This is a genomic window from Curtobacterium sp. BNK-1, assembly GCF_048685235.1.
Taxonomy (GTDB): Bacteria; Pseudomonadota; Gammaproteobacteria; order Enterobacterales; family Enterobacteriaceae; genus Pantoea; species Pantoea agglomerans.
The window spans coordinates 2,143,346-2,156,830 of record NZ_JBLQTJ010000001.1 but is presented as its reverse complement, the minus strand read 5'-3'; the positions used below and the strand labels follow the sequence as shown (position 1 = coordinate 2,156,830).

Annotated in this window: 8 protein-coding genes; 7 read left to right on the top strand and 1 reads right to left on the bottom strand. The window is 56.9% G+C overall.

Going from position 1 to position 13,485, the window contains the following annotated elements; genetic code table 11:
* Positions 1-101 precede the first annotated feature (101 nt).
* From tcyJ to ACMGGP_RS10265, 4 genes are all read left to right on the top strand, one after another.
* Positions 102-902: a cystine ABC transporter substrate-binding protein gene (gene tcyJ, locus ACMGGP_RS10280; protein WP_010247584.1), complete on the top strand. Its 801-nt coding sequence runs from the start codon at positions 102-104 to the stop codon at positions 900-902.
* Positions 902-1,570, top strand: a complete 669-nt coding sequence (gene tcyL, locus ACMGGP_RS10275) for a cystine ABC transporter permease (protein WP_003854540.1) — start codon at positions 902-904, stop codon at positions 1,568-1,570. Before tcyJ ends, tcyL begins: the two co-directional genes overlap by 1 nt.
* Positions 1,567-2,319, top strand: a complete 753-nt coding sequence (gene tcyN, locus ACMGGP_RS10270; RefSeq protein WP_010247571.1) for an L-cystine ABC transporter ATP-binding protein TcyN — start codon at positions 1,567-1,569, stop codon at positions 2,317-2,319. The genes tcyL and tcyN overlap by 4 nt, the downstream gene beginning before the upstream one ends.
* 464 nt (positions 2,320-2,783) lie before the next feature.
* Positions 2,784-3,869 (top strand): acyltransferase family protein, encoded by a 1,086-nt coding sequence (locus ACMGGP_RS10265; protein ID WP_010247569.1) that lies wholly within the window; start codon positions 2,784-2,786, stop codon positions 3,867-3,869.
* Between the two features lie 1,549 nt (positions 3,870-5,418).
* Here the strand turns inward: ACMGGP_RS10265 and putA are convergent.
* Positions 5,419-9,366: a trifunctional transcriptional regulator/proline dehydrogenase/L-glutamate gamma-semialdehyde dehydrogenase gene (gene putA / locus ACMGGP_RS10260; RefSeq protein ID WP_124890049.1), complete on the bottom strand. Its 3,948-nt coding sequence runs from the start codon at positions 9,364-9,366 to the stop codon at positions 5,419-5,421.
* Positions 9,367-9,817: 451 nt separating this feature from the next.
* Here putA and putP point away from each other — a divergent pair, with 451 nt between their 5' ends.
* The 3 genes from putP (at position 9,818) to efeO (ending at position 13,484) form a co-directional block, all read left to right on the top strand.
* Positions 9,818-11,302 (top strand): sodium/proline symporter PutP, encoded by a 1,485-nt coding sequence (gene putP / locus ACMGGP_RS10255; protein ID WP_010670826.1) that lies wholly within the window; start codon positions 9,818-9,820, stop codon positions 11,300-11,302.
* 189 nt (positions 11,303-11,491) lie between these two features.
* Entirely contained in the window at positions 11,492-12,316 is an 825-nt protein-coding gene (efeU, locus tag ACMGGP_RS10250) for an iron uptake transporter permease EfeU (RefSeq protein WP_010258496.1), read from the top strand.
* Positions 12,317-12,368: 52 nt separating this feature from the next.
* Entirely contained in the window at positions 12,369-13,484 is a 1,116-nt protein-coding gene (gene efeO / locus ACMGGP_RS10245) for an iron uptake system protein EfeO (RefSeq protein ID WP_010670825.1), read from the top strand.
* Position 13,485: the final 1 nt, after the last annotated feature.

Here is a 13,485-nt window from a genome sequence, read left to right as displayed (position 1 = left end):
AAACAGTTTATACTCCGTGGGTTATCCTACTGGACTGGCAGCGACAAGTCGTGCTGCCCTTATAAGAACACACACACAATACTGTCAATAATGGGGTGAATATGTCCTTTTCTCGTGCAGGTCGTCAGATGATGATGGGCGTCATGGCCGTGGCGCTGATTGCTGGCGTCAACGTTAAAACCTTTGCAGCGGAAAATCTGCTGAACAAAATTAAAGAGCGCGGCACGCTGCTGGTGGGTCTGGAAGGCACCTATCCGCCATTCAGCTTCCAGGATGAAAAGGGCAAGCTGACCGGCTTTGAAGTGGAATTCGCGGAACAGCTGGCACAGCACATGGGCGTCAAGGCGAGCCTGAAACCGACCAAATGGGACGGCATGCTGGCCTCACTTGACGCGAAGCGCATCGATGTGGTCATCAACCAGGTCACCATCTCTGATGAGCGTAAGAAGAAGTATGACTTCTCCACGCCATACACGGTCTCCGGCATTCAGGCGCTGACCATGAAAGCCAATGCAAACACCATCACCAAACCTGCTGATCTGGCCGGTAAAAAAGTGGGCGTCGGTCTGGGCACCAACTACGAGCAGTGGCTGCGTGAGAATGTGAAGGGCGTGGACATCCGTACTTATGATGATGACCCGACGAAATATCAGGATCTGCGCTCTGGCCGTCTGAATGCCATTCTGGTTGACCGTCTGGCCGCGCTGGATCTGGTGAAGAAAACGGGCGATACCATGGCGGTCGCGGGTGATGCGTTCTCCCGTCAGGAATCGGGCGTGGCGGTACGTAAAGGCAACGACGACCTGCTGAAAGCGATCGACCAGGCCATTGCTGATATGCAGAAAGATGGCTCGCTGAGCAAGCTGTCTCAGAAATGGTTTGGCGCGGACGTGACGAAATAATGCAGGAAAGTCTTCAACTGGTGCTGGATTCAGCACCTTTTTTATTAAAAGGCGCGCTGTTTACGCTGCAGCTCAGCATCGGCGGTATGTTCTTTGGCCTGCTGCTGGGCTTTATTCTGGCGCTGATGCGTCTGTCGCGCTTCTGGCCGGTTCGCTGGCTGGCGCGGATCTATGTCTCGATCTTTCGTGGCACGCCGCTGATCGCCCAGCTGTTTATGATCTATTACGGCCTGCCGCAGTTTGGCATTGAACTGGATCCGATCCCCTCCGCGATGATTGGTCTTTCCCTGAATACCGCAGCCTATGCCTCAGAGTCACTGCGCGGCGCGATTTCATCGATTGAGCGCGGGCAGTGGGAAGCGGCGGCAAGTATCGGCATGACGCGCTGGCAAACCCTGCGCCGGGTGATCCTGCCACAGGCAGCCCGCACCGCGCTGCCCCCGCTGGGCAACAGCTTTATCAGCCTGGTGAAAGATACCTCGCTGGCGGCGACCATTCAGGTGCCGGAGCTGTTCCGTCAGGCGCAGTTGATCACCTCACGCACGCTGGAAGTCTTTACCATGTATCTGGCAGCCTCGCTGATCTACTGGGTCATGGCAACGGTGTTATCTGCGTTGCAGAACCGGCTGGAACAGCATGTTAATCGTCAGGATTCGGAGTCGAAATGAGCGCCATCGAAGTCAGAAAGCTGGTGAAGTCTTTTAACGGCCAGACGGTGCTGCACGACATCGACCTTGATGTGGCCGCCGGTGAAGTGGTGGCCATTATCGGCCCCAGCGGATCAGGTAAAACCACGCTGCTGCGCAGTATCAATCTGCTGGAAGTGCCGGATAGCGGCACCATCCGCGTTGGAGAGATTACCGTTGATGCGGCGCTGGCACAGAGTAAGCAGAAAGAGCAGGTGCGTCGTCTGCGTCAGCAGGTCGGGTTTGTCTTCCAGAACTTCAATCTGTTTCCGCATCGTTCAGTGATGGAGAACATTATTGAAGGGCCGGTTATCGTCAAAGGCGAAGCGAAAGCGGATGCGGTAGCCCGCGCCCGCACGCTGCTGGAGAAGGTCGGGCTGCACGGCAAAGAAGAGAGCTATCCGCGCCGTCTGTCGGGTGGGCAGCAACAGCGCGTGGCGATTGCGCGTGCGCTGGCGATGCGGCCGGAAGTGATCCTGTTTGATGAACCGACCTCGGCGCTGGATCCGGAGCTGGTGGGCGAGGTGCTCAGCACCATTCGCGCGCTGGCCGAAGAGAAACGCACCATGGTCATCGTCACGCATGAGATGAGCTTTGCCCGCGATGTGGCTGACCGCGCCATTTTTATGGATCAGGGGCGCATTGTGGAGCAGGGCGAAGCGAAAGCGTTGTTCAGTAACCCTCAGCAGCCGCGCACCCGTCAGTTTCTTGATAAATTTCTGAATCAGTAATCCACACTGCCTTCCCCGGAAGGCAGTTTTAACCCGTTTAAAACCCTCATTTTTTAAGCTGCCACTGGCTATGGTCACGCTATTAGCAGGCGCAATATCATAAATAACTCTGCCGCTGTTAAACCTTTTGGCACATCTGACAAATCTTTTCTGTTCATCGGGAATATATTGGCTTTTCCCGTTGCCACTTTCTCTTAATTATATTTTCTGAATTATGAAGCAATATTATCCTTTAAACAGGCTGCGGCACTGCTAATTAGCGCATTGCGTCGATATTAATAAGTGTAAGGAAACGTTCTGCTGAGTAAATAACTGTGGTAACAGGGCCACGCAGCGGCTTTTAAGAGTTTCGCTACATTCATCACCGGTTCAATGGCGAATAATTGCCGGATAATCATAAAAGCAATACTGATTTCCTCGCTTTTACTTTCCAGCATTCTGACCTACACAGCAGGAGTCATTGAATGAACCAGACTAAGTCAGATCAGATATTGTGGGTAGATACCCTGAAGGGCGCCTGCATATTACTGGTGGTCCTGTACCACACGGTTTTACCCGGCTTTGAAGGGACGATGAAATATCTCTCTGCCGGATGGATCCCCGCCGAAATATGGATACAGTTTAATACGGTACTGTCACCGCTGCGTATGCCCGCCTTCTTCTTTGTCTCGGGATTACTGGCGACCAATGGCATTCTGAACCGGCCCTGGAAGCAGGTATTTACCAGTCGCATCACCAATCTTTTTTATCTCTATATTCTGTGGGGGTTTATTCAGTGGTGGTCAATTATCGGTATCTCCACTGAAATTACCGGCCAGCGTATTTCGCAGAACCTTAATGCCGCCTATGCGGGTTCGCTATTCGAGTTTCTCAAGCTGACCTTTATGGCTATGAGCACCTCGTGGTATCTGTATGGGCTGGGACTCTATTTCCTCTGTGCTAAAGTTTTCCGTCAATATAAGCTGGCCCTGGTGGCGGTGGCGATCCTGCTGAATTATCTGGCGGCAGAAAAAGTGATCCCGTTCTGGGGACCACAGAGCCTGGCCCAATATTTTGTGTTCTTCCTGTTAGGGGCATTCTGGAGCCAGACGATGCTGCGCCTGAGTGAATGGCGGCGCGAGAATCTGATGCCCTGGGCGCTACTGGCGGCAGCCGCCGGGATTCATGTGCTATTCGGTCTGGATAAGAGTCTGTTCCTGTGTGTACTGGCAGTGTTATTCAGTATCGCGGCCTGTCGCTGGCTGAATCAGCACTTCAGCATGCGTTATCTCAACTGGGTTGGCCGCAATACGCTGCAGATTTACGTCATCCATCGTATTTTTATCGAGTTTTTTGGTATGTCTGCGATTCTGTTCGCGCAGCGGCATCATCTGTTCGAGCAGGCGTGGTTTTCGTTTCTCTGGGCCTGTTTCTATCCGGTGGCCATCGTGGGTCTCTGCTCGCTCTGTTCAGTGGCAATCTGGTCGCTGACCAATCGCGGAGTCGGGCAGTCGCTGTTTGTGTTCCCGACGTTAATGAAAAGGGCGCCTGGCGGCGCGAGCGGTGGGTAAGTTACGCCTGGCAGCGGGGAAGTTACGCTTTGCAGCGGGCTTGCGCTGAGAGGGTTTCGCCCGCCAGGCGATGGGGAGTTTCAGGTTGCCTGTGCAGGCGGACGCGTCAAGGGGCGGACGCCCGCCCCTTAACAATCCCGGCGTCCGGCTGCCTGCGCGCCCCGCTGTGCGGGGTGCCTTCGTCACGCCCTGCGGCCGACGGACCGTCCGGACTCGCCATCCCTGGCTCGTACCGTCCTTTCGCCGACGTCCTGTCGGCTCATCCTGGCCTCCGGTTGTTCCTCAGCGCTGCGGACGCCTCTGGGAAACCCCCTGCCGGTGGGTTTGTCACCCGGACTGGCTGGGCTCCGGCCGCTGAAAGCGGGAAAAGATTCATAAGGTTTCGCTTTGTAGCGGGCTTGCACTGAGCGGTTTCGCCTGCAAGGCGATGGGGCGTCTTAGTTCACTTAGCCGCGCGTTAGCGCTGAGAGGGTTACGCCCGCCAGGCGATGGGGAGTTTCAGGTTGCCTGTGCAGGCGGACGCGTCAAGGGGCGTACGCCCGCCCCTTAACAATCCCGGCGTCCGGCTGCCTGCGCGCCCCGCGTAGCGGGGTGCCCTCGTCACGCCCTGCGGCCGACGGACCGTCCGGACTCGCCATCCCTGGCTCGTGCCGTCCTTTCGCCGACGTCCTGTCGGCTCATCCTGGCCTCCGATTGTTCCTCAGCGCTTCGGACGCCTCTGGCAAACCCCCGCCGGTGATTTCTTTGTGTTTTCTTTAGTGCAGCGTTGTCTGGTGACCCGAAAGCCAGTCTCAATTCCGGAATCTCACCGCAACACTCTTAGTGACCTGAAAACGAGATAACAGCGGTTAGGGTTGAATAACATTCGGTCTGCTGAGCCAAAAGTCAGAGGCAATCCCAAAAAACCACAGCGATAAAGTACCCGACATAACAAGAAGAGATAACAGCGGGTGGGTTGAATAACATTCGGTCTGCTGAGCAAAAATTCAGAGGCAATCCCAAAAAAACACAGCGATAAAGTTCCCGACATAACAAGAAGAGATAACAGCGGGTAGGTTGAATAACATTCGGTCTGCTGAGCCAAAAGTCAGAGGCAATTTCCAAACTCACAGCGACAGCGAACCCAACATAAAAAGAAAAGATAACAGCGAGGGGGTGGGGAGGCCGTCAGAACCGCTGAGCGGATGAGGGATTTCAGGACGAGCGACAGGGATGTCGCGAAGAGGCGGGTTCGCGCCAGGGATGGCGCGTCCCGCTGGTCCGTGAGAAATCCTGAAGAGGCGAAGGAACCGCGAAGCGGCGGTGAAGCAGGCCGGAGCCCGGGGTCAAGGGGGCGCGGCGACTGGCGCCCCCTTGTCGGTCGCCTGCAGAGGCGAATCTGAAACTGCCTGGCTTACCAGGCGAACGAAACCTTCTCATAGCCCGTTCGCGCAGCGAACCATCCCAGCTTCAGCACCGCACCTCAGCCCGTTCGCGCAGCGAACAATCCCAGCTTCAGCGCTGCACCTCAGCCCATTCGCGCAGCGAACAACCCCCTTAAGCTTCAGCGCTACCCTATGGTCATCAGGCTAGCATTACCGCCTGCCGCAGCGGTATTCACACTCAGCGAACGCTCAATCAGCAGACGTTCCAGCAGCAGATTGGTCTCGCCGCGGGCAAAGCCCTGCACCGACACAATCGCGCCTTCACGTGCGGCAATCTGTTCACACAGGGTACGCAGCTGATCGGCATCGCCGTGATAGATCACTGCATCAAACTCTGCTGCTAACGGGTCACGCGCCAGCGTGATGCGCGCTTTCACTGCGTCCGGCAGCGAGGCCAGCAGGGCGCGATGCAGCTCATCATCCTGCCACAATGCTTTACTGCCGACGCTGGTCACCGCGGCCAGCTGGATTAACGCATCCTGCTCGTTATCAGCCAGACAGAGCACCTGATCACGCGGCAACAGTGAGAAGGTATTGCGCTCGCCTGTCGGGCCAGGCAGCAGACGGACCACGCCCGCCTGCGCCAGATCGCCATAGTGCTGGCAGAGTTCAGCCAGTTCAGGCTTATCCTTAGCCCAGTTGCTGAGTGCCAGATGCGGTGCCAGCAGTGACTGACGCAGCGTGCTGTCCGCCGGGCGTTCTGCATCCTGACGATCAAAAGTCAGACGCAGCGCACTATCCGGACGATGCGCCAGCAAGCGGTAAAGATAGAGCGGACCGCCCGCTTTCGGACCGGTACCGGATAAGCCCTCGCCACCAAACGGCTGTACGCCGACCACCGCGCCCACCATATTGCGGTTGACGTAGAGATTGCCGACTCGGGCGTTCGCCGTGACCTGTGCAATCGTTTCGTCGATGCGGGTATGTACGCCCAGCGTCAGGCCATAGCCAGACGCATTGATCTGCTCAACCAGCTGCGGCAGGTTATTGCGAGTGAAACGCACCACGTGCAGCACCGGGCCAAAAATCTCTTTATCCAGATCGCTGACCTGACCCAGCTCAATCAGTGTCGGTTTAACAAAGGTACCGCTATTCCACTCTTTGCTGTCCTGCGGGTTATCCTGCACCGCCTGATAGACCGTGAAGCCTTTATTACGCATCGCCTGAATATGGCGATCGATATTGGCTTTCGCTTCGGCATCAATGACCGGGCCGATGTCGGTCGAAAAGCGTTCCGGATTGCCCATGCGGCACTCCGCCATCGCGCCGCGCAGCATCTTCAGGGTATGGTCGGCGACATCTTCCTGAATGCAGAGCAGGCGCAGGGCAGAACAGCGCTGTCCGGCACTGTCGAAGGCAGAGGCGACGATATCGATCACCACCTGCTCAGTCAGCGCGGAAGAGTCAACGATCATCGCATTCATGCCGCCGGTCTCAGCAATCAGCGGCACAGGACGACCGTGCTGGTCAAGGCGACCCGCCAGATTACGCTGCAGCAGTGTCGCCACCGCAGTTGAACCGGTAAACATCACGCCACGCACCCGAACGTCACCGGTCAACTGTGCACCGACGGTTTCACCCTGGCCAGGCAGCAGTTGCAGCACGCCTGGCGGCACACCCGCATCCAGCAGGATCTGAACCGCCTGTGCGGCAATCAGCGGTGTCTGCTCGGCCGGTTTGGCCAGCACGCTGTTGCCCGCTGCCAGTGCAGCCGCAATCTGACCGGTAAAGATCGCCAGCGGGAAGTTCCATGGACTGATGCAGACCACCGGGCCCAGCGGACGATGGGTTTCGTTGTCGAAATCGTCACGCACCATTCCGGCGTAGTAATAGAGGAAATCAACCGCTTCGCGCACTTCCGCGATGGCGTTGTTGTAGGTTTTGCCCGCTTCACGCACCAGAATGCCGAGCAGCTGCTGCATCTGGCCTTCCATGATCTGTGCGGCGCGTTCCAGAATGGCGGCACGCTCCTGCGGCGGTGTGGCAAACCAGATTGGCCCGCTGTTCACCGCGGCATCCAGCGCCACAGAAACTTCCTGCTCTGTGGCTTCACGGACCTGACCTACACGGTCGCCAGGCGCTGCCGGGTTCAGAATGTCGCGCAACTCGCCGGCACCCGCTTCACCGTCGATCATCGGCTCGGCCAGGCAGGGCTGTGCGGCACTGCTCAGCAGGGCGCTGGAGAGTGAGGCAAGACGGTGTTCGTTGGCCATATCCAGACCCGCAGAGTTAACGCGGTTATCGCCATACAGATCGCGCGGCAGGGGGATTTTTGGATGCGGCAGACCAATGGCACCTTCGCTGACACCCAGCTTCTCCACCGCGCTCACCGGATCGGCCACCAGTTCATCAATCGGCAGCGAGGTATCGGCAATGCGGTTAACAAACGAGGTGTTGGCCCCGTTTTCTAACAGGCGGCGCACCAGATAGGCCAGCAGGGTTTCATGGGTACCGACCGGCGCATAGATACGGCAGGGGCGGTTAAGTTTGCCGTCCGCCACTTTGCCCACCACCTGCTCATAGAGCGGTTCGCCCATGCCGTGCAGGCACTGGAACTCATACTGACCGGGATAGTAGTTGTTGCCCGCCAGCTGATAAATCGCCGCCAGGGTGTGGGCGTTGTGGGTGGCGAACTGCGGATAGATCAGGCTTGGCACGGCCAGCAGTTTGCGGGCGCAGGCCAGGTAAGAGATATCGGTGTAAACCTTGCGGGTGTAGACCGGATAGCCTTCCAGGCCTTCCATCTGGGCGCGCTTGATTTCGCTGTCCCAGTACGCGCCTTTCACCAGACGAATCATCAGGCGACGGCGGCTGCGCTGCGCCAGATCGATCAGCTCATCAATCACAAACGGACAGCGTTTCATGTAGGCCTGAATCACAAAACCGATGCCGTTCCAGCCTTCCAGCTCTGGCTCGAAACAGAGTTTCTCCAGCATATCCAGCGACAGTTCCAGCCGGTCCGCCTCTTCTGCATCGATGTTGATGCCGATGTCATAGGAGCGGGCCAGCAGCGTCAGCGATTTCAGAATAGGGTAGAGCTCTTCCATCACGCGCTCATACTGCGCCCGGCTGTAGCGGGGATGCAGTGCTGAGAGCTTGATAGAGATGCCGGGACCTTCATAGATGCCACGACCATTCGACGCTTTACCAATGGCATGGATCGCCTGCTGATAAGAGAGTAGATAGGCTTTGGCATCGCCTGCCGTCAGGGCCGCTTCGCCCAGCATGTCATAGGAGTAGCGGAAGCCTTTCTCTTCCAGCTTTCGGGCGTTAGCCAGCGCTTCGGCAATGGTTTCACCGGTGACGAACTGCTCGCCCATCAGACGCATCGCCATATCCACGCCTTTGCGGATCAGCGGTTCGCCACCCTTACCGATAATGCGGTTAAGCGAGCTTGAGAGATTCGACTCGTTGTGGGTCGAGACCAGGCGGCCGGTGAACAGCAGGCCCCAGGTCGCCGCGTTGACAAACAGTGACGGGCTGCGTCCCAGATGTGACTGCCAGTTGCCGTTGCTGATCTTGTCGCGGATTAGCGCATCACGCGTTGGCTTGTCGGGAATACGCAGTAGCGCTTCAGCCAGACACATCAGCGCCACACCTTCATGGGAGGAGAGTGAGAACTCCTGCAGCAGGCTCTGCACCATGCCAGCGCGTCCGGTTGCCCCTTTCTGGTGCCGCAGCTTGTCGGCGAGCTGGTAAGCCAGCTGATGGGTTTTCTCTGCCAGCGCCGCCGGTAAACGTGCCTGTTCCAGCATCATTGGCACCGCATCAGTCTCCGGACGACGCCATGCGGCGGTCACCGCTGAACGGGTCACTGACTGAGGTAAAATCTGCTCTGCGAAATCAAGGAACGGCTGGTGCGTCTCCTCTGGCTGGGTGTCGTCGGACTCTGCGGCCGCCTGAGCAGAAAGCGGGATCTCCGGCACGGTATCGCCGGTTTCCAGCTGGCCCAGGTAGTTAAAGATCGCCTGTTTAATCAGCCAGTGTGGCGTGCGATCGATGCGCTGCGCAGCCAGTTTGATGCGCTCGCGTGTCGCGTCATCCAGTTTTACACCCATGGTAGTTGTAGCCATGACTCCAGAGCTCCTTGATAGTGGTTCGATACGGCGTTGGCTGCACTATCACTTAAGTTGCAACTTTGTGCAACCGTGTTAAATGTGAGCCAGTTAACACCCTTTTAACGTCGACGATTGTTAAATCCCGCAATGCGGCACGGATATTGCTGCAAGATCCTCGCCAGTCTGGCAGACCCGATGAAAAGCGGGTTTCAGGCAGGTAATGCGATGGTGCAACCGGATAACTGTGAGCGAGTGCAACCTATGAGCACGTTTTCACAAACGGTTAGTGAAATCACTGTAACGCCTGTGTTAAATCCATTGTGCGCACAACGCCTTTCCGGCAGGATACCGCGCCGCTGGGAAATGAGTGACGCCCTGACGAAGAAAATCGGCCCGCTTTGCCCCGTTCCGGCAGGCGGGTAGCTGGCGATTTCTCTGGGATATCAAATAATAAGTGGAGAGACAGATGAGTGTAAGTACACCTTTGCTGGTGACCTTTTTGGTTTATATTCTTGGGATGGTATTAATCGGGTTTGTGGCTTATCGCTCAACCAAAAACTTTGATGATTACATCCTCGGTGGCCGCAGTCTGGGTAGCGTGGTCACGGCACTCTCTGCCGGTGCATCCGATATGAGCGGCTGGCTGCTGATGGGCTTACCGGGTGCGATCTTCATCTCCGGTATCTCTGAAAGCTGGATTGCGATTGGCCTGACGATCGGTGCCTGGCTGAACTGGAAAATCGTGGCCGGTCGCCTGCGGGTTCAGACTGAACATCACAACAACGCCCTGACGCTGCCGGACTTCTTTACCAGCCGCTTTGAGGACCACAGTAAAATCCTGCGCGTGATCTCCGCCATTGTGATCCTGGTGTTCTTCACCATCTATTGCGCCTCAGGCGTGGTAGCCGGTGCGCGTCTGTTTGAAAGCACCTTTGGTATGAGTTACCAGACCGCTCTGTGGGCGGGTGCAGCGGCGACCATTCTCTATACGCTGGTGGGCGGTTTCCTTGCGGTGAGCTGGACCGATACCGTTCAGGCGAGCCTGATGATTTTTGCGCTGATCCTGACGCCGGTGTTTGTGATTATCGCGGTCGGCGGCTGGTCTGATTCGCTGGCGGTGATTGAAGCGAAGAGCCTGGAAAACCTCGACATGCTGAAGGGACTGAACTTCGTTGCGGTGATCTCCCTGCTCGGCTGGGGCCTGGGCTACTTCGGGCAGCCCCATATTCTGGCGCGCTTTATGGCGGCAGATTCGCATCGTTCAATCCGTACCGCTCGCCGTATCGGTATGACCTGGATGGTGCTCTGTCTGGCCGGTGCCGTGGCGGTGGGCTTCTTCGGTATTGCCTACTTCCAGAACAACCCGACGCTGGCGGTTGGCGTTAACGCCAATGCGGAGCGGGTCTTTATCGAGCTGGCGCGTATCCTGTTCAACCCGTGGATTGCCGGTATTCTGCTGTCAGCGATCCTGGCAGCCGTGATGTCAACGCTGAGCTGTCAGCTGCTGGTCTGCTCCAGCGCCCTGACCGAAGATCTCTACAAAGGCTTACTGCGTAAAAATGCCAGCCAGAAAGAGCTGGTATGGGTAGGGCGTCTGATGGTGCTGCTGGTGGCGCTGATTGCGATCGCGCTGGCGGCTAACCCGGAAAACCGCGTGCTGGGCCTGGTGAGCTACGCCTGGGCGGGCTTCGGTGCGGCGTTTGGTCCGGTGGTACTGTTTGGTGTCTGCTGGAAGCGGATGAACCGCAACGGTGCGCTGGCGGGCATGATCGTCGGTGCGCTGACCGTGCTGGTGTGGAAACAGTATGGCTGGCTGGGACTGTATGAAATCATCCCAGGCTTCATTTTCGCCAGCATCGCCATTGTGGTGTTCACGCTGATGGGACGTGAGCCTTCAGCGGAAGCGCAGCAGCGCTTTGCCGCTGCAGAGGCGGAGTTCCAGACAAAATAAGCGAGGCGTTAATCGCCTGGCCCGTCCCGAAAGGGGCGGGCTTTTTTGTTACAAAGATAAACCACTCAAAGATGAAATTATCTCCACCGGCAACTTGTTTTTTTCTCAGCGATAATGATAATCGGTATCGTTTACACTTTACCTTATTTTACTGTTTATTGACGCTGCTTAACATTCAAGAGGTTGGCGATGTTTGTTCCTTTTCTCATCATGCTGCGCGAAGGGCTTGAAGCCGCGCTGATAGTCAGCCTGATAGCCAGCTATCTCAAACGCACCCAGCGCACCCAATGGTTTCCCGCGATGTGGGCCGGCGTGTTTATTGCCGCCGGGCTCTGTCTGGGCCTGGGTCTGTTCATCAATGCCACCACCGGTGAGTTCCCGCAGAAAGAGCAGGAGCTGTTTGAGGGCATCGTGGCGCTGATTGCGGTGGTGATCCTCACCTCAATGGTTTTCTGGATGCGCAAAGTCGCCCGCAACATCAGGGTCGAGCTTGAACAGGCGGTCGATCAGGCGCTGCAACGCTCAGGTCGTGGCGGTCTGGCACTGGTGCTGATGGTGTTTCTTGCCGTGGCGCGCGAAGGGCTGGAGTCGGTGTTCTTCCTGCTGGCGGCGTTTACCCAGGATGTCGGTTATGCGCCGCCGATTGGCGCAGTGCTGGGTCTGGCAACCGCGGTCGTGCTGGGCATGCTGCTCTACTGGGGCGGTATCCGTCTTAACATGGCCCATTTCTTCCGCTGGACCAGCGTATTCATCCTGTTTGTCGCCGCGGGTCTGGCAGCGGGCGCCATCCGCGCCTTCCACGAAGCGGGTTTATGGAATCGCTTTCAGGATGTCGCCTTCGATCTCAGCAATACCTTATCGACCCATTCGCTGTTCGGCACCCTGCTGGAAGGGGTGCTGGGTTATCAGGAGTCCCCAAGCGTCAGTGAAGTGACCGTTTACTTTGCCTACCTGATCCCGGCGCTGATTCTGTTCTTTATGCCTGCGCGTTCTGCTGCGTCGGCCACTGTGTAATTTGACATTTAACGGGCGCATCTTACGCCTGCAACATGATAGGGAAAGAGAGATGACAATGCGTTTCCGCCGCAAGGCACTGCTGCTTCCTCTGCTGGCAATCTCCGCAACGGCGGCCGCGGCGGTTCCTCAGGTTACCGTAAGCGTCACCGACAAGCAGTGCGAGCCAATGAGCTTAACGGTCAAGGCCGGTAAGACCCAGTTCCTGATTAAAAACAACAGCCAGAAAGCGCTGGAGTGGGAGATCCTCAAAGGCGTGATGGTGGTTGAAGAGCGTGAGAATATCGCGCCGGGCTTCAGTCAGAAACTGACCGCCAATCTGGAGGCGGGCGAATATGAGATGACCTGTGGGCTGCTGAGCAATCCAAAAGGCAAGCTGATCGTGCAGGCCGGTGAGGGCGCGGCGAAAAGTGGCACCTCAGCACGTATGCAGCTGGAAGGCCCGATCACCGAATACAAAGCCTATGTGACCGACCAGGTGAACCAGCTGGTGAGCAACACCCAGGCCTTTACTGACGCCGTTAAAGCGGGTGACGTTGAAAAAGCCAAAGCGCTGTTTGCTCCGACCCGTCAATATTATGAGCGCATTGAGCCGATTGCTGAGCTCTTCTCCGATCTCGACGGCAGCATTGACGCCCGTGAAGATGACTATGAGAAGAAAGCGGCCGATCCAAAGTTCACCGGTTTCCACCGTCTGGAGAAAGCGCTGTTTGCTGATAACAGCACGAAAGGCATGGCGGACTACGCTGAGCAGCTGAATAAAGATGTGAAAGATTTGCAGGTGCGCATCAGCGAACTGGCCTTCCCGCCAGCCAAAGTGGTCGGCGGCGCAGCCGGCCTGATTGAAGAGGTCGCTTCCAGCAAAATTTCCGGTGAAGAAGATCGCTACAGCCGGACTGACCTGTGGGACTTCCAGGCGAACATTGATGGCGCGCAGAAAATTGTCGATCTGCTGCGACCCATGGTAAGCAAAGCGAACCCGCAGTTGCTGGCTAAAGTTGACGCCAACTTCAAAAAAGTGGATGCGATCCTGAGTAAGTACCGCACCCAAACCGGTTTTGAATCCTATGAGAAACTGACCAGCGCCGACCGTAACGCGCTGAAAGGACCGATCACCGCACTGGCGGAAGATCTTTCATTACTTCGTGGCACCCTGGGTCTGGATTAAT